The sequence below is a fragment of the Micromonospora sp. NPDC007220 genome (genome assembly GCF_040634035.1).
Classification (GTDB): domain Bacteria; phylum Actinomycetota; class Actinomycetes; order Mycobacteriales; family Micromonosporaceae; genus Micromonospora; species Micromonospora reichwaldensis.
This window is the reverse complement of sequence record NZ_JBEYEU010000001.1, coordinates 603,716-626,444: the sequence shown is the minus strand read 5'-3', so window position 1 is coordinate 626,444 and position 22,729 is coordinate 603,716. Positions and strand designations below refer to the sequence as shown.

The following is a 22,729-nucleotide window of genomic DNA, read 5'->3' as shown; positions in this document are numbered from 1 at the left end:
CTGACAATGGACGCCGCTTTTCCGGACCTGCTCAAGCCGTTCCTCAAGTACGCGGGAACGCAGCCCATCACCGCCGAGGCCTCGCTCAACGAGCTGGGCCTGGACTCGATGCGCGCGATCGAGCTGCTGTTCACCATCGAGGACACCTACGGCGTGTCCATGCCCGACGAGCTGCTGACCGACAGCACCTTCGCCACCGCGGGCAGCCTGTGGAACACCATCGAGTCGCTGCGGGGGCGGGCGGCGTGAGCGCCGCGACCCGCCACGAGGCCGCGCTGGAGCAGGTGCTGGCCGCCGCCGCCGCGCACGCGGAGCAGGCCGACGAGGCGGCGGAGTTCCCCGTCGCGGCGCTGGACGCGATGCGGGCCACCGGCCTGCTCGGCCTGCTCGTGCCGGCGGAGCACGGCGGCGGGGGCGGCGGGCTCGGCGACCTCGTCGACGTGACGCTGCGGCTGGCCCGGGTGGACATGTCCGTCGCGTTGATCTTCGCGATGCACTGCCAGCAGGTGGTGGCGGTGGTCCGGCACGCCGACGGGCCCCTCGCCGCGCGGCTCCTGCCGGAGCTCGGCAAGGGCGACGTCTACCTCGCCTCGGTGACCACCGAACGCGGCAAGGGCGGACACCTGCTCAGCTCGGAGTCGACGGTCCGGCAGGACGCCGGGACGTTGACGATCGACCGGGACGCCCCGATCGTGACGGGCGGCCAGCACGCCGACGCGTACCTCATCACCACGCTGGCGCCGGACGCCACCTCGCCCAGCCAGGTCTCCCTGGTGTACGCCCGCCGCGACCAGCTGACCCTGGAGGTGCGCGGCGGCTGGCAGCCGCTCGGGATGCGGGCCACCCAGAGCGTGCCGATGCGGCTGACCGGGCGGGTGCCGGCCGACCAGGTGATCGGCGCACCCGGGAAGTTCCGCGAGATCGTCGCCCCCACCTTCGGGCCGCTGGCACACATCGGCTGGTCGGCGGCGTGGCTCGGCGCGGCGACCGGCGCGCTGTCGCGGATCCTGCACCACATCCGCGACGCCGGCCGGGGCCAGTTCGATCCCTCCTCGGAGCTGCTGCTGACCCGGCTGGCCCGGGTCCGGGGCCGGCTCGACCTGGTCAACGCCCTGCTGCGGCACACCGTCGCCGCCGTGGAGGGCACCCCGGACGTGGCCGACCCGTCGACCCAGCTGCTGGTCAACTCCCTGAAGGTGCACGCCGCCGAGCAGTGCTTCGCCGCCGCCGACGAGATGGTGGAGCTGGTGGGCCTGCGGCACGGCTACCTCAGGTCGTCGCCGCTGTACCTGGAGCGCGTCTTCCGGGACCTCCGCTCGGCCTCGCTGAACTACGCCAACGACCGGCTGCTGCTCGTCAACGGGGCGCTGACACTGCGCGACCGGCAGGTGCACCTTGCCTGAGCTGCGGACGGCACCGACGACGGCCCCCACGGCGCCCGTCCCGGCGGCACCCGATCCCGGCGCCGACGTGGCCGCGCGTACCGAGGCGGCGCTGCGCGGGCTGGCCACCCCCGCCGACGCCCGCGCGGTGTGGCGGGCGCTCGGCGAGCACGGCCTGCTGCGCGACCTCGGGCCGGCCGAGCTGCCGGGGCTGCTCGGCACCCTCGACGCGTACTGCCCGGTCGGGGTGGTGCTGTCGGTCTGCGTCCAGGTCGCCAGCGCGCTGCCCGTCCTGCGCGAACAGGTCGACGCGGAGCCGGCGGACGGGCCGGTGCGGGCCGCGTACCTCGACGCGGTCGCCGGTCGCGCGACGCTCGCGCTGGCCGCGACGGACCGCGACGGCGCCGGCTCCGACCTGATGGAGCTGGGCACGACGGTACGCCTCGACGACCGGTCGCTGGTGCTCGACGGCGGGAAGCGGTGGATCACCAACGCCCGCACCGCCGGCCACGCGCTCGTGCTGGCCCGGCACCGCCCGCAGCGGCACTTCACCAGCTTCGTGTGGGTACTGGTGCCCACCGACGCCCCCGGCGTGCGGGTGTCCGCGACCCGGGGCACCCCGCTGAGCGGCGCCGGCCTGGGCGACCTGCACTTCGACCAGGTGTGCCTGGACCGGTCGTACCTGGTCGGCCGGCCCGGCCGGGGCATGGTCAGCTTCGCCCGGCACATCGCCACGGAACGCTTCGCGGGCGGCGTGTGGGCCGCCGCGATGTGCCGGCGGGTGCTCGCCGACACCCACCGCCGGCTCGTCGAGCGTCCCCTCGGCGACGGCCGGGCCTGGGACAACGCGGCGATCCGGGAGCGGTTCGCCCGGTGCGTGGTGGAGGCCTGGCGGATCGGGGCGGCCTGCGACGCCCACCGGAGAAGCACCGAGCCCCTGGTGACCAGCATGCTGCTGAAGACCTCGGTGGCGCAGGGCCTGGACGTGGTGCTCGGCGAGTGCGCCGCCCTGCTCGGCGCGGAGGCGTACGCCGAGGGCGGGCTGGCGCAGCTGCGGGCCGCCGCCGGTATGTTCGCCACGGCCGGCGGCGCCACCGGCGCGATGCTCGCCGGGATCGCCGAGCACGTGCCGGACCTGCTGCGGGACCGGCCGTGGTGACGGCCCGGCAGCGGACGGCGCTGGCCTGCCGGGCACGGCCGCGCCGGGACCCGACGGGCCGCCACCGGGGCATCGTCCGGCTGCGGCTGGGCGCCCGGGTGCGGGTGGCCGTGGCCGAGCAGCGACTGCTCGCCCACCTTCCGCCGGCCCCGGCGGACCTGGCGACCGTCGGTGACCTCCCCGCCGGCCCGCGCGCCGAACGGCTGGCCGCGCGGGCGCTGCTGCGCCTGCTGCTCGCCGCCGAGCTGGGCCGGGCGGCCGGCGCCACGCCGATCGCCGCCCGCGACGGCGGCCAGCCCCACCTGCCCGAGTGGCCGGGGATCAGCGTCAGCCTGTCCCACGACGCCGGGACGGTGGCCGCCGCGCTCGGCCGGGGCGTGCCGGTCGGCGTCGACGTCCAGGTGCCCGTGCCCGCGCCGCCGGCCCTGCTGCGCCGTTGCTGCGCCCCGGCGGTCCGCGCCGCCCTGGACCGGCTGCCCGCACCGGCCCGGGACCGCGAGTTCGCCTGGATCTGGACGGTGCAGGAGGCGTGCGTGAAGGCGACCGGCGCAGGCCTCGCCGGCCGGCCCTGGGCCATTCCAGTGCCGGCGGGACGACGGACGGGCCGCTGGGCCGACCTGCGGTGGGTGAGCCTGCGCGGGCACAGCCGGGTGCCGGCGAGCGTGGCGCACGTGGTGGGTACGCGATGACCGCCCCCGACCCCCGCTTCGCCGGGCTGAGCTGCTACACCGCCAACCTGGCCGGCTACCGGGCCGGCGAGTTCGCCGACACCCCCGACCGGTTCGCCGACTCGGTACGCGTCGCGGTGCGCACGGACCTGCCGGAGGGGCAGCTCGCCTTCTCCCACCACCGGGTGCCGCTCGACCGGCTGCCGGACGGCACCCGACTGGCGTGGGCCACCGCTCCGGCCGACGGCATCGTCGAGTCCGTCGACGCGGAGCTGCGGCGCCACGGCCGGGTGCTGGTGGTCACCGACAACGTGGCGCTGCCCTGGTCCCCCTCGACCGGCGGCACGGCCCACGCGCCGCACTGGCTGCTGGTCGACGACCGGCGCGGCGACGACTGGCACGTGGTCGACGGGTTCAGCGGGCTGCTGCCCGCCGGCGAACAGGAGCCGTACGCCGGCTGGCTCGGAACCGCCGGGCTGCTCGCCGCGATGACCCCGCCGCCCGCGTGGCGCCCGGAACAGGACCGGCGCAACGCGCTGGCCTTCGGCTTCTGGATGCCCCCGCCAGCCGGCGGGCACCCGCACTGGCTGGTCCGTACGGGCAGCGCCGGGGACGAGCCGGAGCTGCCCGGCGACTGGCTGCTGGACGAGGACGCGGCCCTGGAGTTCCTCCGCGACCACGTCGTCGCGCACCCGGAGGCCGCCGGGGCGCACCTGGACGACCTGTGGGCCGTCGCGCAGCACCGGACGTTCCGGTACCGCCACCTCGGCGACGACGAGGCGGTGCGGGCCTGGGCGGACCTGCCCCGGGCCCTGCGCTTCGCGGTGGAGTCGGCCCGCCGTGGACGCCCCCGGTCCGCGCTGGTGCGGACCACCTTCGACCACCTGCGGCACCTGGAACGAGACCGGTCGACCACCCCAGCGCCGGCGGCGGAACGCCCGCACCGGCAGACCTTGTGAAGGATGTGCGATGCAGACCCGTACCCTCTACGACTGGTTCCGTACGTCGGCCCGGCAGTACCCGGACAACGTGGCGATCGAGGTCGCCTCGGACGCACTGACCTACGCCGAGTTGCGGGCCGCGGCCGAGCGGTTGTCGGCCGCCATGCAGCGCGCGCCGGGGCGGCCACCCCGACGGGTCGGGCTGCTCACCTCCCGCAGCCTCGTCGGCTACATCGCCTACCTGGCCGCCCTGCGGCTGGGTGCGACGGTGGTGCCGCTCAACCCCGCCAATCCGGCGGCCCGGAACCTCGCCATCTCCGACGAGGCAGGGCTCGACCTCGTCATGGTCGACGACACCTCCGGCGACGGGCTGGCCGAGTTCCGGGCGCAGACCACCGTCACGGTCCTCGACCTGACCGGTGAGGGCTGGCGCCGGTTCCTCGCCCCGGGCGACGCGACGGAGATCCCGCCGGAGGTGGAGCGGGGCCGCGACGACTTCGCGTACATCATCTTCACCAGCGGCACCACCGGTAAGCCCAAGGGCGTGCCGGCGACCCACGCCAACGTCGACTCGTTCCTGACCGAGGTGACCAAGCGGTACCGGTTCCGGCCCGAGTCGCGGGTCTCGCAGACCTTCGAGATGTGCTTCGACGGCTCGATCCTGGCGATGTTCGGCGCTTGGGGCACCGGCGCCACCCTGTGCGTGGCGCAGCGCGGCGACGTGCTGACGCCGGTGCGCTTCATCAACACGAAGCGGCTCACGCACTGGCTGTCCGTGCCGTCGCTGATCTCGTTCGCCAAGCGGTTGCGGGCGCTGGCGCCGGAGAGCATGCCGACGCTGCGGCTGAGTTCCTTCGGCGGGGAGCCGCTGACCATCGAGCAGGTCAACGACTGGACGGCCGCCGCGCCGAACACCGCCGTGATCAACTGCTACGGCCCCACCGAGACCACGGTCATCGTCACCGCGTACGAGGTGCCCGCCGACCCGGCCGCCCGGATCGAGTCGTCGAACCGGTCGGTGCCGATCGGGGACATCTACCCGCACCTCGACTACGTGCTGCTCGACGAGGACCTGCGCCCGTGCGACGACGGCGAGCTGTGCGTCCGTGGTGAGCAGCGCTTCCCCGGCTACCTGGACCCGACGGAGAACGCGGGCCGGTTCGTCTCCTTCGACGGCGACCGGGCCCGGCTCTACGACGGCACCGGGCCGCTGACCGCCGCGCACTGGTACCGCACCGGCGACCGGGTCCGTCGCGAGTTCGGCGAGCTGGTGCACCAGGGCCGCATCGACCACCAGGTGAAGGTGCGCGGCAACCGCGTCGAGCTCGCCGAGATCGAGGCCGCCCTGCGCGCCCACGCGGACGTGGTGGAGGCCGTGGTGCTCACCGTGGCCGGCTCCGACGGGGAGCTGGACCTGCACGCCGTCTACACCGGCGCCGCGCTCGCCGACGACGACCTCACCCACCTGGTGGGACACCTGCCCCCGTACATGCGGCCGCGGGCGTTCCACCACCGGGCGGAGATCCCGCTGACCGAGGTGGACAAGGTCGACCGCAAGCGGTTGACCTCCGAGCTGCTCGCCACCCGTGGCTGAGCAGCACGCCGGGGCGGCCCCGGGCCCGGTCCCGGCCACCGGCATGCAGGAGGCCCTGTGGTGGGTGCACCAGCGGGCCCGGAACCGGTCCGTCTACCACCTCACCTGGCGGCTCGCGGTCGACGAGCCGCTCGACGAGGCGGCGCTGGCCGTCGCCTGGCAGGCGATGGTCGACCGGCACGAGGCGTTGCGGACCTCGGTCGTACGGCAGGCGGACGCCGTCACGCTGGTGGTGGCGCCCCGGATCGTCGTGGGCCTGCACCGGGTGGAGGTGGACGATCCGGGGCCGGCCGACCCGGGCACCCTGCTGCGGCTCGTCGCCGAGGAGGTGCACGCCGGGCCGATGGAACCGGAGGCGGCGCCGCTGGCCCGGATCACCCTGGTCCAGGTCGGCGACCGGCACGAGGTGCTGCTGACCGTGCACCACGTGGTGCTCGACGGCTGGGCGGTCCAACTGCTCGTCGGCGAGCTGTCCGAGGCGTACGCGGCGACTCGGGAGGGCCGTGCCGTCAGCTTCCCGGCCGACCCGGTGCCGTTCAGCACGTACGCGCGGGAGCAGGCCGCGGCCCGCACGGACGGCCGGTGGGACAAGAGCCTGGCGTACTGGCGCGACGCGCTCGCGGGCGCCACCTCCGCCGTCCTGGAACCCGACCTGCCGGGCGAGGTGGCCAGCGGCGCGCCCGGCGCGATCCTGCGCTACGGCTTCAGCGCCGAGGCGGGCGCCGGGATCGCCGCCCTGGCGAAGGCCACCTTCGCCACCCCGTTCGCGGTCATCCTCGGCGCGGCGCAGATCGTGCTCGCCCGGGCCGGCGCCGGGCCGGACGTGGCGGTGGGCGTGGTGACCGCGAACCGGATGACCGCCCGCGACCAGGCGCTGCTCGGGTACACCGCCAACCTCTGCGTGGCCCGGGCCACGGTCGACGGGGCGGACACCGTCGCGGGGGTGGTGGGTGCCGCCCGGGACGGGATGTGGCAGATGCTGACCCACCAGGCGGTGCCGTACCCGGTGGTGTTCGGGGCGCTGCCCGAGGCGACCCGGAGCGCGCTGGGCGATCCCGCGCCGCTGCTGCTGAGCTACCTCGGCCCGATCGGCACCGACCTGCGGCTCGGCCCGGTCCCGGCGACGCTGCTGCCCAGCCCGAACCGGGCCGCCCGGGCCGACCTGGCGATGTCCGTCTGGGAGGCCGACGGCGGCTACCTCGCCGAGATCGAGTACCACACCGGGCGCTACCGGGAGAGCAGCGTGCTGGCCCTGCTGCACGACCTGGACGAGGTGCTGGCCGACGGCGGCGCCGAGCCGCAGCGTACGGTCGGCTCGTTCGACGTCGCCACCCGCGCCCGGGCCGGCCGCGCGGCCCCGGCCACCGTGGACCGCGACCGGGCGACCGGCCCGCTGCCCGAGTCGGCGGACTGGCAGCACGTCGTCGCCGCCTGGACCGACGTGCTCGGCGGCCCGCCGGCCGACGCGGACGTCGACTTCTTCGCCGCCGGCGGAAACTCGCTGAGCGCCCTGCGCCTCGTGGACGCGCTGACGGCCGACGGGCGACCGGCGGTGGACGTCGTGCGGTGGCTGGGCGAGCCGACCCCCCGCCGGCTGGCCGACCTGCTGGGCAACGGGTCGCAGCCGGTGGCGGCGGAGTCGACGCTTGTGGAGTTGCGGGCGGGCCCGGGGCCGCACCTGCACCTCGTGCACGGCGCCGGGGGCAGCCCGCAGGACTACCAGGACCTGCTGGCGGAGCTGCCGGAGCACTGGCGGGTGACCGCCTCCCGCGACAGCGCGGAGCTGCCGACGGTGGCGGCGCTGGCCCGCCGGTACCGGGCCGACCTGGACGCGGCGGGGCTGGTCCCGGACCTGCTCGGCGGGTGGTCCTTCGGCGGTCAGGTCGCCTACCAGATGGCCGCCGACCAGGCCGGACGGCGCTCGGCGCTGGTGCTGCTGGACTCCGCCCCGCCCGTCGGGTACGAGCTGCCGGCCGACGAGGTCCGGGACCGCTTCGACACCTTCACCGAGAACATCCACCGGGCCCTCGACCTGGAGCCGGACGCCCCGAGGCCCCGGGTGACGGGTGGCCCGGAGCCGGCCGGCTTCGACGAGCGGCTGGCCCTCGGTGCGCTCGCGGCCAGCCTGGCCGCCGTCCAGCAGCCCGTGCCCACGGCGCTGCTGGCGCACCGGTGGCGCAGCTACGAGCGCCACGTCCGGGCCAGCGCCGAGTACGTCCACGACGGCCCGGTCGACACTCCCGCGCTGGTGATCGGCGCGGACCTGCTCGACGCGCAGCTCGCCCAGTGGACGGCGCGGGTCGGGGCGGCCCGGTCCCAGCGGATCGGCACCGACCACTTCGGAGTGTTGCATTCCGCCGCCGTGACGCAGGTGGCGGCGGCCGTCATCGATTTCGCGCGCGTCGCGGCGGCGCGAGGTTAACCAAGGAGGATCCGTGTTCGACTCGAGAGTCTTGTACCAGGAACTGCGGGAGCACGTGGAGCGCGACGTGGCGCCGGACGACATCGCCACGGCCCGCCGCGACTTCTCCTACCTGGGGCACGCGAAGGTCTCCTTCGTCGCCCCCGACAGCGTCAAGAAGGCCGTCGCCGACGAGGTCAACGAGCTGATCGACAAGGCCGGTACGCGCCGGGACCTGCGGTTCGCCGAGACCGACTACACGCCGCGCCGGATGCGCAACGTGACCCGGGCCGAGATCGCCGAACTGGGCACCGTCATCAACGGGATCTACACCGCGGAGCCGATCCTGCGGGTGTTGTCGGAGGTGGCCGGCGAGCCGGTGCACCCCTGCCCGTACGAGCCGGAGCAGTTCGTCATCACCTGCCTGGAGAAGGACGGCGACACCCACGGCTGGCACTGGGACGACTTCACCTTCGCGCTGGTCTGGGTGGTCGAGTGCCCGCCGGTGGAGCACGGCGGCTTCGTCCAGTGCGTGCCCAACACCGTCTGGAACAAGGAGCGTCCGGAGATCAACCGGGCGCTGGTCAGCCGTCCGATCTACTCGATGGAGCTGTTCCCCGGCGACCTGTACCTGATGCGGACCAACACCACGCTGCACCGGGTCGCCCCGGTCCGCCAGGGCCGCCGCAAGATCATCAACATGGGGTACGCCTCGACGTCCGACCTGACCCGCGACTTCACCCACGAAACCATGGACCAGCTGTGGGCGACCGTGCCCGCCGGAGAGGTGTGACCATCATGTCGACTCGGAACAACATCGCCCCCCAGCACATCGTGCTCGCCTTCTCCGGCGGGCTCGACACGTCGGTGGCCCTGGTCTGGCTCAAGGAGCGGTACCGCTGCCGGCTGACCGCGTTCATCGCGGACCTCGGGCAGGGCGAGGAGCTGGACACGGCCGCCCGCAAGGCCGAGAAGCTCGGCGCCGACGAGGTGCGGGTGGTCGACCTGCGCGAGGAGTTCGCCCGGGACTACGCCTTCCCCATGTACCGGGCCAACGCCCTCTACGAGGGGCAGTACCTGATGGGGTCCTCCATCGGCCGGCCGCTGATCGCCGCCGCGCAGGTGCGGGTGGCCGAGGAGGTCGGCGCCGACGCCGTGGCGCACGGGGCCACCGGCAAGGGCAACGACCAGATCCGCTTCGAGATGACCTTCGCCGCGCTGCGCCCCGACCTCACGGTGATCAGCCCGTGGCGGGAGTGGGACCTGGCCTCCCGCAGCGACCTGCTCGCGTACGCCGGCAGGCACGGCATCGAGCTGGACCTGAGCAGCGGCGAACGGCCGTACTCCATCGACAGCAACCTGCTGCACACCTCGTACGAGGGCGAGGCGCTGGAGGACCCGGCGCAGCCCGCGCCCGAGGGGCTGCTGTTCCGGGTGCGCGACATCGCCGACACCCCCGACGAGCCCGAGACCGTCGAGATCCACTTCCAGGGCGGCAACCCGGTCGGCGTCAACGGGACTCCCTTGTCCGCCAGCGCCGTGCTGGAGGCGCTCGACGAGATCGGCCGCCGGCACGGCATCGGCCGGCTCGACATCGTGGAGAACCGGATCTTCGGCATGAAGACCCGCAACATCTACGAGGCCCCGTCGGGCAGCCTGCTCTGGCACGCCCACCGGGCGGTGGAGTCGCTGGTGCTCGACCCGGAGGTGGCGCAGCTCAAGGAGGAGCTGATGCCGAAGTACACCGCCCTGGTCTACCGGGGCCTGTGGTTCGCCCCCGAGCGGCTGATGTTGCAGACCGCCATCGACTTCAGCCAGCAGGACGTCACCGGCGACGCGATCCTGCGGGTGCACCGGGGCACCGTCCAGGTGATCGGCCGCCGCTCCCCGCACAGCCGCTACGACACCGCGTTCGCCACCTTCGAGGCGGACGACGTGTTCGACCAGCGCGACTCCTCCGGCTGGCTGCGGGTCAACACCGTCCGCTTCCGGGCCGGGCGGGCCACCCGGGCGGCGAAGCCGTGAGGATCGTCTTCTTCGGGTACGGCGAGCTCGGCGCGACCGTGCTGCGGGGCATCGCACCGCACCACGAGGTGCTGCTGGTGCTCACCCACCGGGCCGAGTTCAGCGGGCTCGGCGAGCCGGACGTGGAGCTGGCCGCGGCGGAGCTGGGACTGCCGGTGCGCTACTCGGCCACCGCCCGCGAGCCCGACCTGCACGAGCAGCTGCGCGACCTCGCACCGGAACTCATCGTCTCCACCAACTGGCGGACCCGGGTGCCGGCGGAGGTGCTGCGGATCCCGGAACGCGGCGCGGTCAACACGCACGACGCGCTGCTGCCCGCGTACGCCGGGTTCGGGGCCGTCAACTGGGCCATCCGCAACGGCGAGGAGGAGACCGGCCTCACCGTGCACTACATGGCGGAGGAGCTGGACACCGGCCCGGTCATCACCCAGGCCCGCGTGAAGATCGGCCCGCACGACACCGCCGGGCAGATCCTGGAACGGCTCCTCGCGGAGTACGTGCCGGTCACGCTCGAGGCGTTGGAGCGGGTCGCCGAGGGCCACCGGGGCGAGCCGCAGCCGCCCGAGGGCGCGTCGTTCTACCACCGGATCGGGGTCGAGGACACCCGCATCGACTGGCGGGACAGCGCCACCACCATCTGCGACCTGGTGCGCGGCCAGTCGGACCCGTTCGTCAACGCGTGGACGACGCACCGCGGGTTCCGGCTGTGGGTCAAGGCCGCCACCCGGCCGACCCGGGCGCACGGCGGCACGCCCGGCCGGATCGTCAAGGCCGACTACGGCGGTGTGGTCGTCGCCAGCGGCGGACCGGGCGACGGCGACGACCGCGGGGTGGTGCTGCTCCAGGTCTCCACCGAGACCGGGCCACCCGTGCGCGCCATCGACTACTTCACCACCTTCGGCGAGTACCTTCACTGACACGGTGACCGGGGGCGCCGGTCATCGCGCGTACGACGATGACGGGAGAGGTCGGATGATCGGTCGACTGCACTCGGTGGTGCTGGACTGTCCGGACGCCGAGAAGTTGGCGGAGTTCTACGTCGAGCTGACCGGCCTGGAGTGGGCCGACAGCGACGGGTACTGGGTGACGTTGAAGGGCGCGGACGGGCATCCCCGCCTCTGCCTCCAGAGCGTCTCCGACTACCAGCCGCCGCAGTGGCCGGATCCGGCCTTCCCGCAGCAGGCCCACCTCGACGTGGAGGTGGACGACATCCAGGAGGCCGAGGAGGCGGTGCTGCGGCTGGGCGCCACCCGGCTGCGCGGCGGCGGCAGCCGCAACCACGGCTTCCGGGTCTACGCCGACCCGGTGGGACACCCGTTCTGCCTGGTCTGGGGTCAGGACTGACGCCATGACCAACCAGGACCGGGCAGTGGAGTTCCGCCGTACCGCCGGGGCGTTCGCCACCGGCGTCGGCATCGTCAGCAGCGTGTACGACGACATCCCGCTGGCGATGACGGTCAACTCGTTCACCACCGTCTCGCTGTACCCCACCCTGGTCCTGACCTGCCTGAAGCACCGGAGTCGACTGCTCGCCCAGATCCGCGACTCAGGCATCTTCGCGGTCACCGTGCTGGCGGCGGACCAACGGGACGTCGCCCGTTGGTTCGCCGACGCCCGGCGGCCCTCCGGCGCGGCCGCGTTCGCCGGCGTCCGGGTGCACCGGGCACCGGCCACCGGCTGCCTCGTGTTCAGCGAGGGACTGGCCTACTTCGACTGCCGCGTACGCGACCTCTCCGACCAGGGCGACCACTCGGTGGTCATCGGGGAGGCGGTCTCGTACGGCCCACTGAATCCGGCGAAGGCGCCGCTGCTCTATCTCCACGGGTCGTACCGGTCGATCGCGCCGGTGCCCCCGGCGGTGTCGGCCGCGTAAAGGCCCACCCCACCCGGCGGCGTCCGCCGCCCCGCGCCGCGCGGGCCGCGATTCGGGTACGACGACGGAGTACAGGGGATGGCAACCAGACAAACGAGCCCCTCCCTTTCGGGACGAGCACTGTCGCGTCATGGCCAATTCCCTTCGCCCGGCCAGGATCCGAACCTGCGACAACCAGCCCGGTCAGGAATACCGCACGACGCACGCCTCGTGCGGGCCTATCACCTGCTGCCACGGAAGGCGCTCCAAGCCATTAGGGCAAGAGCGAGCTGCCAATGGTCCAACGCCCATGGGCGGCTCGACCGCGACTCGGCAAATCGCCCCGCACCGGTCGCCATAACCACCTCGATCGCAGCCAACAACAGCATGGTGCGCCAGGTCGAACGACCAATTACTAACCGGCCCGCGCCGCCCCAAGGTCGCGCCCTCTGGGATCGGCCCAATTTGACGGACCGTGACCATCGACTACGTCCGCCACGGCACCACCGACCTGTTTGCCGCGGTGGACGTGGCCCATCGGCCAGACCCAGCGCATACGCCGCGACCAGGGAGTTGTGCGCTTCCTCCGCACCATCGACCGGGCGGGCCAGGACCGAACTGGAACCACATATCATGCTGGGCAGATACGCCAGCCCGCCATCCAGCAGGGACTCATTGAGCACGCCAGTTCCACCTGAACTTCACCCCGAACTACTCGTCGTGGCTGAACCTGGGCGAACTGGTTCCGCGAACCAACCTACCGCAACCACGTCGGCTTGCCCGGCGCAGTCTCACCGACCTGAAAGCAGATGTGACCGCCTGGATCGCGGCACGAACGCCGCCTCAAGCCGTCTACCTGGGCGGGGGTAGCAGACGACATCCTCGAAACAGCTCTCGCGCCCCACGAACGATTTAACAACCGTCAACACCAGGCGCGATTTAATTGACAGTGGTTGATTCTCGTGGCAGGCTCAGGGCATCCCTTCGAACAGAACGGAGCTTCAATGCGCGCGATTCGAAAGATCCTCGCTGCCACCGCCGTCACCGGCGCGACCGCGGTGTCCCTGCTGACGGGTGCGGCTCCCGCGTCCGCCGACGCTGGAGCCAACGCAGTCGGCTGGTACACGGGTTACGGCTCGGGATCCTCCGCCTCGCTCGCCATCTGGTCGGCGGAGAACGACGCCAAGTGGAAGGCCCAGATGGGCGGCTTCAACACCTACCTCGACTGCCGCACGACCTACAGCAGCAGCACGAAGGTCAGCGACTACTACTACACCGCCAACGTGCAGTTGTACTGCTACACCTTCAACTGAGCCACCCCTCGCCGATCGCCGGAAGGAGTTCGTCGGGCACCACCAGGCGCACTCCTTCCGGTCGTCGGCGATCTGCCCGGGGCGCGGAGGACGTACCAGCTCGTCCGCAAGACGCACAACGTCGCCGCGGTGCGTTCGCTGGTCGTCCGACACTCCGCTCCCCGGACCGCTTTTCTCGCCGCCACCCCAACAAGATCGTTATCTGGTTCGACGAGCCGTGCCGTCGAGCAGCGCGAAACAGCCGCCCACGTGGACACAAGGCTGACTACCCTGGCCGCCGTGACGACCATCGAGCAGCTTGAGCGGGAGGTATGGCCGGACCCCGACCCGGACAGCACCCGTGCCGCCCCTCGGCAGCCTGCACGCCACCGATCGACCGCGCCTCGGTCCCGCCTCGGTGATCTTCACCGGTCAGGCCCCGCGCCTGACATACGGCGACGAGGGCAGCATCATCGCGGTCGTCGGCGCGGACGCCGACCGCTACCGGATCATCAAAGGCGAAATCGAGGCTCAAGCCGGCGAGGACACGGTGCTGTCTCCCGACGGTCGCCGCGTCGCCTTCACATCAGTCGGCTTCACGAACACCCGAGTGGAGATCGTCGACCTGGTGACCGGGCGCAGCCGTACCGTGACCAGCGGCGTCGCCGGCACCGCCATGGCCGAACCGGCGGGCTGGTCGCCGGACGGGCGGGCGCTGGTCGTCCGAGACACTGTGCCGGCCAACCCGGAGCGCAGCGCCTACCGGCAGGTGCTCAGCATCGTCTGGCTGACTGGCGACCGCCGGACCCGGCTGGCCGACGATCACGAGGGGCACGGGTCCCCGATCGCGTTCGCCCCGGACGGTGCACGGCTCGCCTTCCAAACCGGGCGGACGGTCACCGTCGCCGACCTCGACGGCCGGCGGCTCTCCTCGTTCACCCTCGCGTCCGACACGGAGTTGGCCGGCAAGGGTGCCTGGAGCACCGACGGTAGGACGCTGACGGTCACCCGGCGGGACGGCGACAGCTGGAGCCTGTGGCGGATCGACGCGGCCACGGGCAGGGACCTCGGCGCGACCGGCACGCCGGCCGTCTCCGGTGTGACCGCCATCAGGCTGCTGGGCTGGGCGGTGGATGGGACTGCGTGGGTCGTCGCCTACCAGCCCGCACCCCACGCTCCGGCCGCGTTCGACAGGCCCCTCGAGATGGAGCAACGACTGGCGTACGGCAACGTCGGCACGGTGCGGGTGCTGGCCCTCGGTCGTGGCGCGGACGCTCCCGCCACCCTGCTCACCGCCCCAAGGGACGTCGTCGCGATCGACGTTTCCGACGACGTGATCCGCAGCGGCCGCACCCGTGAGGCAAGCCCGCCCCGCGTGGGCCCCCGATTCTGGTTCTGGACCATCCTCATCCCCGTCCTGGTGACCGGCATCGCCGCGTACCGCTGTCGCGAACGGATAGCACTTTGGCTCGACGCCCGGCGTGTCAGGCGTGCGCGCGGGCGGGTGGATGTTCTTGATCGCAAAGGTTGGAAGATTGAGTAGAGCTTGGCGGATCTTCACCCGAGCCGGAAGACCGCTCACGGATGGACGACCCCTTCGGGGAAAGTGACCTGACGTAGTGGCGAGTGTGGTCAAGTGCCGTACCGCGTGGTCAGACGTACCGGTCGTGCCGTCGAGCATGATCGATAGTTGCCACGGGGTACGGCTTTCGCTGAGAATCCGCTGACTTCCGGATGACGGGCTGCGGGCGTCTGAGGACGGCCGGAGGCGCCCGCAGAACGGTCCGCAGCGCGTCTTGATCAGGGTTAGGAATGGAGTACGGCTCAATGCGCATACGGCCCTCTGATCTGCTGCAATGAGTCACGTATGCCACCCCGTGGGCAAGATCAGTCCGTAAATAGTCCGCGACCTCGGTAGGCCACAGCGTCCGCCGTCACTGCCCTTCGGCAGTGGGCGCGGAGCTATTCAGCCAACCGATGAGCGACAGGTACTGGCGGAGTTCGTCCGGGATTGGCCCCGGCTGGCAGACCCATTCGTCCGCCAGGGTCGCGACGAGCAGCTCGGTCCGGTCGAAGCGCAGCAGGAGCCCACCGACAGCCGGAATCGTGCTGTATCCCTGGAGGAGCCCTACGTCAACGAGGTGCTGTCCAATGACCTCGCCGAGCAGGTCTGTGAGTTGGACCGGCCCAACTGCGGTCCGCCCGTACTCCTGCATGTCGTACGACGAGTAGGGATCTTCCTCTGTGAGCTTCAGCAGCTCACCGCAGCCGTGAGCCATGATGGCTGGCGCTCCCTCGAAGTGCAGCCAGAAATGCAGCAGGCCGTCAATTCCCGTCGCCGGCTTGTCGTCGAACCAGTGCCGCGCCTCGGTCACCGCAAGCAGTCGTCGACCCAGGAGCGGGCGAAGTGAAGCGGCAACGGTCACGGGATCCGGCACGGCCGCACCATAGCAGCGCCAGATCGCCAGTTTTGAAGATCAATCTCGGCTGTCGTGATGTATCCGGTACGCCTGGTCAGCGGGTGCACGACCGCGTGGGTTGAAGCACCGGGCGGCGGCGGAGTCGCGGGTCGTGCCGATCCCGCCGGAGCTGGTGGGGATCCTGCGGCGACACGTCAACCGGTTCGGCGCCGCCGATGATGGTCGGTTGTTCCGCAGCGACAAGGGAAACGTGGTGGCCGCGTCGACATACTCGCGGGTGTGGAAGGCGGCGCGAGGGCTGGCGCTGAAGTGCCCCGCACGGGCGGCGACGTCGATTGCCGGAACACCGGAGTTCAGCCGCAGCGACACCGCCGCGTGCCGTAGGGTCGTACGGCCGCCTGGCCAGCGGGGACACCACCTGCACCGGAGTTCCGTGGACGTGCTGCTGAAGGTGTACGCCAAGTGCATCGACGGCCAGGAGGCGACGGTCAACGAGCGGATCGAGGCCGCGTTGGGTGGTCCGGGTGCGTAGTCTGCGAGCTGTCCTCACCAGTCCGGATCTTGGCGGAAACAGCCGGCGCGACCTGGGAAAACGCAGCCAAGATCAATCCGTGAATAGTCCGTGGGCAGCGACGAACGGCGGCTTCGGGTGGCATCCGGTTGCACAGGTCGATCGATCGACGCACGAACGTATCCGCTGCTCAGATGGCGTTCTGGCTGATCTTCGAGGTGCCCCCGGCAGGATTCGAACCTGCGACACACGGTTTAGGAAACCGATGCTCTATCCCCTGAGCTACGAGGGCGCGAGGGCCTAGTCTAGCGACCCGGGCGTTCACCTGGGGTGGCAGGGAGTGGCCCACGTTCACCCGCGTCACCCGGACCCCTGTCCTCCCAGCCCAGGAGCACACCCGGAGCACACGAACCCCGGGTTGCGACCGGCGGTCGTCCGCAATGACCCGCGTTGGCGCCGGTTGACCCCGGGTGGCATCCGCTGGAGAGCACACACCGCGCACATCACGCAAGATCATGGTGTGCCGCCCGCTCCACCGATTGGGGAGTCGCCGGCCGACAGGAGCGCGCCTGAGCGGCGTCCCTCCACGGGCTTTGAGCGCTGGCTCATGTCTCAACGCGGACGCCGGGCCAGCGTTCGGCGAGGCGGTGGCGGGCGAGTCGTTGCCGGGACGTCTCCGGGCTGACCCTGGTCGGGTTGCGGCGCCACACCCCGTCGAGCAGGTCGTCGAGGCCGTGCGGCGCGTATACCGTGATCTGGTCGTGAGCGTCGAGGCATACAGCCGCGGCGGTGGTAGTTGTGGCCCCTTGACGAACCAGCGAGGCCCGGCACGCCGCAGGACAGGCATTCCGATTCCTGAGCCCGTTGAAGGCCGTGATCGCGGACGCGAGCGGCAGGTCGGACATTCGGGCGGCCACGACGAGGTCGATGTTGCTGTAGGTCGGCGCTGCCTCGCCCGAGAGATCCCACGAGCCACGTCGCGTCCACGAATCGCCGCTGCCGTAGCGCGTCGACAGTGGCGGCGAGCCAGGCCGAACGGGCTTCGACCACGGCTGTCAGCTGCGCAGCTTCCCTCCGCAGGAATGGCTGTGGAGCCTCAGCGGGTCCCGCCGGCTCATGCCGGATCGCCCCTACCGCATGATCATTCCGCTAACGCGGTACGTGTCCCACCAGGATGGCCGGTGTTCGTGTAGTTCTCCTGCGACTCGCGTCAGCAGGAGCCAGTTGCCGTTGAGTACGAGTGCGGCGTCTTCCTGTCCGCTGTCGAGGACACGGGCGACGGCCGACACCATGTTGGGGACCACGTCCTCGGGTGGGTCGTTCTTGCGCAGATGGAAGACGACGTTTGCATACGTGTCGGGTTCCCACTCCCATTGGGTTCCGTCATCGTCTTCGGCATCGAAGTAGCCGTGCTTGCCGCCGGAGATGGTGATGGTGTAGCCGAGCTCTTCTGCGAGGTCGGCGGTGAGGAGCCGGGGGTAGCCGGGCAGTGTCGACTCCTCGACGCCGTGCGGGGCGACGAGGGGAGCGAGGTGCTCCAGCGGGATGTCGCCGGCCAGTGTCAGTCGGTACTCGATGCCCACGTCTGCCTGCTTTCTCAGTCTCGTCGGATGATCTGAATGATCGCACCGCTTCGGGTCACCGCTGCCAGTTCCTTGAGGTGCGGGATCGGCCAGTTGTCGAACTGCTTCTGTAGGGCGGTGATGTCGCCGCGCCAGTCCTGCAGGTTCAACACCACACGTTGGGTCTGCTGCCTGGCCACCTTCTCTGATACTTCCGTCCATACCCCGCGTACCGCTTTGCCGGGGGTGGGTGAGTAGCAGTCGAAGACGTGGCCCTCGATGAGGTAGTCCGGCTCCTTGTCGGGATTGCCTACGTCGCCGGTGCTCTGGCGCGCGTCGGCGATCTCCCGCCGCGTCGGGTTCTGGTGCACGCGGTAGCCGTCGTGGGCGAGAGTGTCGGCGCACTCGTTCTCCAACTCGAGCGAGCGCCGTACCGCGGCGTCCTGCTGCGGTGGGATCCTGGTCCGTGGTCCGGTCGGTGAGCCGCCGGGAACGCCGGTGGGCAGCCTGCTCCACGGGGTGGGGCCCGATCCGGGGAAGTCGGGGTCACCCTCGGTGGGTGCTGTCGTAGTCGAGCCGTCGGCGGCGTCGGGGGTAGGGCTGGCCGGCGTGGGACCGCCAGCCCCGGTCAGTTTCCCGACGACCCCAGCCGCCGCGCTTCGCCGGCCGCCGCCTCGATGACCTGTCGGGTGGAGCCGGTACGTTGAACGATCAGCACCACGACCTGCTTGGCGCCCTCCAGAGCCTGCAACAGGGGACCTGGCTCCCCGCCGTGCAAGACGGCTGTGACGAGCTGCTGCGCCTCGCCGACCTGACCGATCACTCCGGTCCCCGCATCGCGGGCGCTGTCCAGAGCACTCCCCACCGGTGCCAGCCCGGCGACCGTCTCCTGCGGCGTGCCTTGACGAGGCACCGCCGCAGCAGCCTGCGCCGCCTCTCCGATCGAGGTGGATAGGCGGCCCAGACCAGCCTGGATCTCCGTGATCGCGTCGCGGACCCGGACCATTCCAACGGCCACCGCCGCGAAGCCAGCGCCCGCGGCACGAAAGCCGACCTCCTGCGCCTGGTTACCGGCAGCAGCGGTAAGGCCGCGGGCCCTGTCGGCACCGGCTGTCAGGGCACCCAACTCAGCGTTGATCTTCTCGATGTTCGACACGTGGAACAGTTCTCCAATCGGCGACGACATGGCTGTGCATCTTGTTGGGGTTCTGGTACAGGTTGACCTCGAGCCCTACCGGTGAGCCGGAAGTCCGCGAGTTCGACGGGTACGTGCGTCACCGACTACCGCTGGCGGCGGTGTAACCCCCATGACCGTTGGCCCTATCCGCCATCACCGAGCGGTAGTGAGCCAACTCCGCCTCCAGCGCCGCGCCCGCTCGGCTGGACGTCGCCACATAGTGACCGACATCAGGAAGGAGCAACACCTCGGGCGCCATGCCGAGAGACGTCAACTCGTCGGCGAGTTCGCGTACGTCCTCGACCACGGCCACCTCGTCGGCGATGCCATGGATGAGCAGCACCGGCCGCTGGACAGCGGCGGCACGGATCTGACCGGCACCACCTCGCAGCCGCATCGCGTGCGCCCGCTGGAACCGCGGCACCGTCTCCGCCCACCCAGTCAGGATCCACGATCGCCGACACGGCGGTGGCGGCGGCGAACGGGCCGTCCTGTGCCACCGCGTGCAACGCGGTGTATCCGCCGGCGCTGGCACCACGGATGAACACCTGCCCCGGCACTGCCCGCCCGGTAGACAGCAGGTGGCCCGCCACCGCCGCGCAGTCATCGACGTCGTCCAGACCCCATCGGCCGTACAGCCATTCTCGGAACGTCCGGCCGTAGCCGGTGCTGCCGAGGTAGTCGACATCAACGACGGCGAACCCGCGGCTGGTGAAGAACTGCGTCTGCCAGTCGAGGCGCAGCAGGCAGGAGGCGGTAGGCCCGGGATGCGCCCGGACGATTACCGGTGCCCGCCAGTCAGCCGCCGAGCCCGTCGGCGGATACACCAGGGCGAGCACTTCCCGATCGTTCGCCACTCGAACGCGCAGCTCCGTCGGCGTGGATACTCGTGCCCCGTCGAGTTCGGCGTGCTCGGGCCGGGCAAGAACCTCGACCTGGGAATCGGCGTTAGCCAGGTCCACGAGCGCGACCTGTGGGGCTGCGGTCGGTGACGATCCGATCAACGCCACCGTCGTCCCTCGGACGGCCAGATACGGCTTGATCGACGTGTACGGGAGGTCGACCGGGCGGACAGTGCCGTCGGGCTCGATGAGGACAAGGCGGTGTCGCGGCCCCTCCTGCACTGCCACGACGATCCGTTCGTCGTCGAGGAAGCCGTACGACGCGTAACCCAGCTCCCATGGCTCCGCGGCGCACTCACCCGCGATCGGTGCCACCGCCTTCACCTGGTGGCCATCCCACCGGTAGAGGTTCCACCAGCCACTACGGTCGGACACGAAGTACAGCGCCCCGTCGGGTCCCCACCCTGGCTCCACCGCCGATTCATCCGGGCCGCCGGCCAGTTTCACCGGGTCCTCGATGACGCCACGCGGCGAGTAGGAGGCCACCCAAATCTCACACGCGTCCCAGGGCATGTCGCGCTCGCTCCACGCGGTCCAGGCCAACAACTCCGGACCTGGCCGAGGCGCACCGAGAAACCCCCGAGACACGGCGAGAGTCCGGATCTGCGGAGCACCGGTGAGCGATACCGCGACGAGTTCGTCACCCTGCTCCGACTCCCGCACAGCCAGCAACTCGCCGTCACCGATTGTCAGGTCACCGAAGGATCCCTGGCTGACCAAGTCGAGTTCCTCGCCGTGCCGACGGCTCCGGTAGAGGCCATCTCCGCCGACACACCACAACGTTTCATCGGTGACAGCGAACGATCCGCCTCCGTACGCGTGAACGCCGCTGCTGATATCGAAGCCCTCCGGGCTGACATCACGTTTGCCCTCGCCGGCCCGCCAACGTGTCACCGTCGCAACCCCGCCGGCTTCGGGGCGAGTCTCCAGCCAGTACAGGCCGTCATCACCGGTACGCAGTTGGTCATAGCTCACCGACGCGCGGACGGCGTCGTCCACCGACGCTGCAACGATCCTGTCCGCCAGCCTCACGGGTCCTCCTCGAACAGCTTTCACGCGGGCCGGATGACGGCGGGCGGGTCAACCAGTCGCCGGGCACCGGCAAAGCCAGCGGAGTCTCAATTCTCCAGGTCGAACCATCTTGATCTTGGTTCCGGCTGGCCACGGCTCCCTGTATCCCTCTTTGCCGGCTTCACGTCAGCCCTACCGGGAACTGGCGGCCATCGCGCGGCAGATCAGCTCACTTCTTGGCATGAGGCTGGCCCTGAGAAACAGCCGCAAGGGCTGCATCGACGGCGCGGTCGTGGACAACTCCCGATCTCGCAATCTTTGCCTGCGTTTCGGTGCAATCGACAATAGTTAGGTGATTGGCCAGTGGGCTGATGCCGCCGTCTATGCAGTAGGCGACGCTGATCTCAGACTTCGCCACAAAGCTTTCAACCTCCGCTGCTGTGATCGCTGGCCCAGACGTGCCGGTCGGATCAGAAAAATTGGCAGTGGTGGCAGCGATGGGAACGCGGCTTTGCCGAGCAATTTGGCCGAGTGGGCCCGGATCGAGGTTAACGAGAGCATTGGGGTCGCCGACCGGCTGGTGCTGCCGAGCGTGTTCGGAGTCTCGCCAACGGAGGATCATAGCCAAGTCGCCGGGCCAGAAGACCGAGGCGAGTTGAATCGCGGCCGGCGTCATGACGAACAGCTCGTCGGCTGCATCGGGCGATGGCAGTACGTAGGCCAACGACTTCGAGCGTGGCCGGCCCTTGCCAGCGTAGATGCGGGCGCAGGCATCGTGGTCGCGCGCGTTGGCGCAGATCATGTACCAGCGTCGAGTTGGGACAACGACAAGTTCGCCGGCTTCAAGCGCTTCAACTGCGAGCGGGAGTTCGTCCGGACGGATCAATTTCACGACATCAGCCCTTCAACCCTCGGAGTGGGTTCTGCTCTGCGTGGTCATGGTTCTGCCGTATTGCGGCATCGCATGGCCCCGAATCTGGACGAACGCGAAGGCAGGACGGTGCTGGCAGGCGTCCGACGCCACCTGTGGGAGAAGGCATCGTCCTTGGATACCAGGATCAGCTATCGCGCTTGCGCCGTGAGTGGCGGGAAGTCCAGCCACGGGTCGCGAAGTGCGTCGAGACGTCGGCTGGCGTGGTTCACGTGGGATACCCGGAAATAGGCCATGATCCGCGGGATAGCGGTCAGGTTGCGGCCAACGGCGTGGGGGACCAAGTGATGCATCAGCAGTACATCACCAGGCTTGCCGAGTAGCGGGGTACCCTGCTCGGCGTCGATGTGCGGGGGAACCTGGGCGGTGATGCCCAGTGACCATTGAGTCCGGAACCAATCCGCCATCCGGAGGTGTCCCCCGACGACGTAACGCAGGGCGCCACCGGCTGGGTCGCTGATGTCGGAAAGCACGACACCCACGAGGAGCGAAAAGGTGCGCAGTTCGGCGGGGTCGAGGTGTGGGCAGGCGACGCCATCCACGTGCATGGCCTTTTCGGGCTGCGCTTGGCCGAGTTCGCGTTCCGGAACGCGAATCTGGATCTGCGTAGTGGTGATCGGTGCCAGGTCGCCGATGAGGTCGCCTGCGAGCCCGGCCACACCGGACTCACTGAACAACGCGAGCAGGTTCTTGTGGTCGCCAAGGTGCGGGGCGAAGGTCCGCTGCGTGAACTCGGCGAGTCGGCGTTGATTTAAGTCGGTGCGGTACCAGTCGGTTACCAGCGCCGTCGCGCGGTCGATCAAGTGAGCCGGAACGAAGTTTCGTTTGACGACCATTCCTCTGGTGGCGAAGGTGGACAGGTCGTCAGCGGTGAGGGGCATGGTCGTTCCCATCATTGAGG

Annotated in this window: 22 protein-coding genes, 1 tRNA gene and 1 pseudogene; 15 read left to right on the top strand and 9 right to left on the bottom strand. The window is 70.8% G+C overall.

Annotated elements, in window-relative coordinates; genetic code table 11:
• The first annotated feature begins 6 nt into the window (after nucleotides 1-6).
• The 14 genes from ABZ573_RS03065 (at nucleotide 7) to ABZ573_RS03000 (ending at nucleotide 14,857) form a co-directional block, all read left to right on the top strand.
• On the top strand, nucleotides 7-249 hold the full coding sequence (locus ABZ573_RS03065) for a phosphopantetheine-binding protein (RefSeq protein WP_089002193.1): 243 nt from the start codon (nucleotides 7-9) through the stop codon (nucleotides 247-249).
• Nucleotides 246-1,403, top strand: a complete 1,158-nt coding sequence (locus ABZ573_RS03060) for an acyl-CoA dehydrogenase family protein (protein ID WP_358115152.1) — start codon at nucleotides 246-248, stop codon at nucleotides 1,401-1,403. The genes ABZ573_RS03065 and ABZ573_RS03060 overlap by 4 nt, the downstream gene beginning before the upstream one ends.
• On the top strand, nucleotides 1,396-2,541 hold the full coding sequence (locus ABZ573_RS03055) for an acyl-CoA dehydrogenase family protein (RefSeq protein WP_151453753.1): 1,146 nt from the start codon (nucleotides 1,396-1,398) through the stop codon (nucleotides 2,539-2,541). Before ABZ573_RS03060 ends, ABZ573_RS03055 begins: the two co-directional genes overlap by 8 nt.
• Entirely contained in the window at nucleotides 2,535-3,230 is a 696-nt protein-coding gene (locus ABZ573_RS03050) for a 4'-phosphopantetheinyl transferase superfamily protein (protein ID WP_327030379.1), read from the top strand. The genes ABZ573_RS03055 and ABZ573_RS03050 overlap by 7 nt, the downstream gene beginning before the upstream one ends.
• Nucleotides 3,227-4,168, top strand: a complete 942-nt coding sequence (locus tag ABZ573_RS03045) for a hypothetical protein (protein ID WP_358115148.1) — start codon at nucleotides 3,227-3,229, stop codon at nucleotides 4,166-4,168. Before ABZ573_RS03050 ends, ABZ573_RS03045 begins: the two co-directional genes overlap by 4 nt.
• Nucleotides 4,169-4,178: 10 nt before the next feature.
• Nucleotides 4,179-5,744, top strand: a complete 1,566-nt coding sequence (locus ABZ573_RS03040; RefSeq protein ID WP_151453750.1) for an amino acid adenylation domain-containing protein — start codon at nucleotides 4,179-4,181, stop codon at nucleotides 5,742-5,744.
• Entirely contained in the window at nucleotides 5,737-8,166 is a 2,430-nt protein-coding gene (locus ABZ573_RS03035; RefSeq protein ID WP_358115145.1) for a condensation domain-containing protein, read from the top strand. Before ABZ573_RS03040 ends, ABZ573_RS03035 begins: the two co-directional genes overlap by 8 nt.
• A gap of 13 nt (nucleotides 8,167-8,179) precedes the next feature.
• On the top strand, nucleotides 8,180-8,938 hold the full coding sequence (locus ABZ573_RS03030; protein ID WP_151453749.1) for a 2OG-Fe(II) oxygenase: 759 nt from the start codon (nucleotides 8,180-8,182) through the stop codon (nucleotides 8,936-8,938).
• Between the two features lie 5 nt (nucleotides 8,939-8,943).
• The gene (locus tag ABZ573_RS03025; protein ID WP_151453748.1) at nucleotides 8,944-10,170 is read left to right on the top strand and encodes an argininosuccinate synthase; all 1,227 of its coding nucleotides are present in this window, start codon (nucleotides 8,944-8,946) and stop codon (nucleotides 10,168-10,170) included.
• Nucleotides 10,167-11,087, top strand: coding sequence for a methionyl-tRNA formyltransferase (locus ABZ573_RS03020; RefSeq protein ID WP_358115141.1), 921 nt, complete (start codon nucleotides 10,167-10,169; stop codon nucleotides 11,085-11,087). The genes ABZ573_RS03025 and ABZ573_RS03020 overlap by 4 nt, the downstream gene beginning before the upstream one ends.
• 55 nt (nucleotides 11,088-11,142) lie before the next feature.
• Entirely contained in the window at nucleotides 11,143-11,514 is a 372-nt protein-coding gene (locus tag ABZ573_RS03015; RefSeq protein WP_358115138.1) for a VOC family protein, read from the top strand.
• Between the two features lie 4 nt (nucleotides 11,515-11,518).
• A complete protein-coding gene (locus ABZ573_RS03010; RefSeq protein ID WP_358115135.1) occupies nucleotides 11,519-12,043 on the top strand; it encodes a flavin reductase family protein in 525 nt (174 codons plus the stop codon).
• Nucleotides 12,044-13,026: 983 nt separating this feature from the next.
• The gene (locus ABZ573_RS03005; RefSeq protein ID WP_151453745.1) at nucleotides 13,027-13,335 is read left to right on the top strand and encodes a hypothetical protein; all 309 of its coding nucleotides are present in this window, start codon (nucleotides 13,027-13,029) and stop codon (nucleotides 13,333-13,335) included.
• Between the two features lie 298 nt (nucleotides 13,336-13,633).
• The gene (locus ABZ573_RS03000; RefSeq protein ID WP_358115130.1) at nucleotides 13,634-14,857 is read left to right on the top strand and encodes a hypothetical protein; all 1,224 of its coding nucleotides are present in this window, start codon (nucleotides 13,634-13,636) and stop codon (nucleotides 14,855-14,857) included.
• 391 nt (nucleotides 14,858-15,248) lie between these two features.
• On the opposite strand, the gene ABZ573_RS02995 is transcribed toward ABZ573_RS03000, so the two are convergent.
• Nucleotides 15,249-15,752 carry a hypothetical protein gene (locus ABZ573_RS02995; protein WP_358115127.1) on the bottom strand — a complete coding sequence of 168 codons (504 nt, stop codon included), beginning with the start codon at nucleotides 15,750-15,752 and terminating at the stop codon, nucleotides 15,249-15,251.
• A gap of 133 nt (nucleotides 15,753-15,885) precedes the next feature.
• Between ABZ573_RS02995 and ABZ573_RS02990 the strand changes: the two genes are divergently transcribed.
• Nucleotides 15,886-16,266 (top strand): integrase, encoded by a 381-nt coding sequence (locus tag ABZ573_RS02990; RefSeq protein ID WP_192581328.1) that lies wholly within the window; start codon nucleotides 15,886-15,888, stop codon nucleotides 16,264-16,266.
• 198 nt (nucleotides 16,267-16,464) lie between these two features.
• On the opposite strand, the gene ABZ573_RS02985 is transcribed toward ABZ573_RS02990, so the two are convergent.
• The 8 genes and pseudogenes from ABZ573_RS02985 to ABZ573_RS02950 all read right to left on the bottom strand — a co-directional run bounded on the left by ABZ573_RS02985 (nucleotide 16,465) and on the right by ABZ573_RS02950 (nucleotide 22,721).
• Nucleotides 16,465-16,537 (bottom strand) — tRNA-Arg (locus tag ABZ573_RS02985).
• A gap of 313 nt (nucleotides 16,538-16,850) precedes the next feature.
• The gene (locus ABZ573_RS02980) at nucleotides 16,851-17,150 is read right to left on the bottom strand and encodes a nucleotidyltransferase family protein (protein WP_358116119.1); all 300 of its coding nucleotides are present in this window, start codon (nucleotides 17,148-17,150) and stop codon (nucleotides 16,851-16,853) included.
• 225 nt (nucleotides 17,151-17,375) lie between these two features.
• Nucleotides 17,376-17,828, bottom strand: coding sequence for a SitI3 family protein (locus ABZ573_RS02975; protein WP_358115124.1), 453 nt, complete (start codon nucleotides 17,826-17,828; stop codon nucleotides 17,376-17,378).
• 14 nt (nucleotides 17,829-17,842) lie between these two features.
• Complete coding sequence (locus tag ABZ573_RS02970; RefSeq protein WP_358116116.1) at nucleotides 17,843-18,265, bottom strand: hypothetical protein; 423 nt, start codon at nucleotides 18,263-18,265, stop codon at nucleotides 17,843-17,845.
• Between the two features lie 170 nt (nucleotides 18,266-18,435).
• A complete protein-coding gene (locus ABZ573_RS02965; protein WP_358116113.1) occupies nucleotides 18,436-18,963 on the bottom strand; it encodes a DUF6244 family protein in 528 nt (175 codons plus the stop codon).
• 118 nt (nucleotides 18,964-19,081) lie between these two features.
• Nucleotides 19,082-20,270: pseudogene (locus tag ABZ573_RS02960) on the bottom strand (prolyl oligopeptidase family serine peptidase).
• Nucleotides 20,271-21,126: 856 nt separating this feature from the next.
• Nucleotides 21,127-21,789, bottom strand: coding sequence for a Sua5/YciO/YrdC/YwlC family protein (locus ABZ573_RS02955; protein ID WP_358115122.1), 663 nt, complete (start codon nucleotides 21,787-21,789; stop codon nucleotides 21,127-21,129).
• Nucleotides 21,790-21,959: 170 nt separating this feature from the next.
• A complete protein-coding gene (locus ABZ573_RS02950; protein WP_358115119.1) occupies nucleotides 21,960-22,721 on the bottom strand; it encodes a phytanoyl-CoA dioxygenase family protein in 762 nt (253 codons plus the stop codon).
• Between the last annotated feature and the right edge of the window lie 8 nt (nucleotides 22,722-22,729).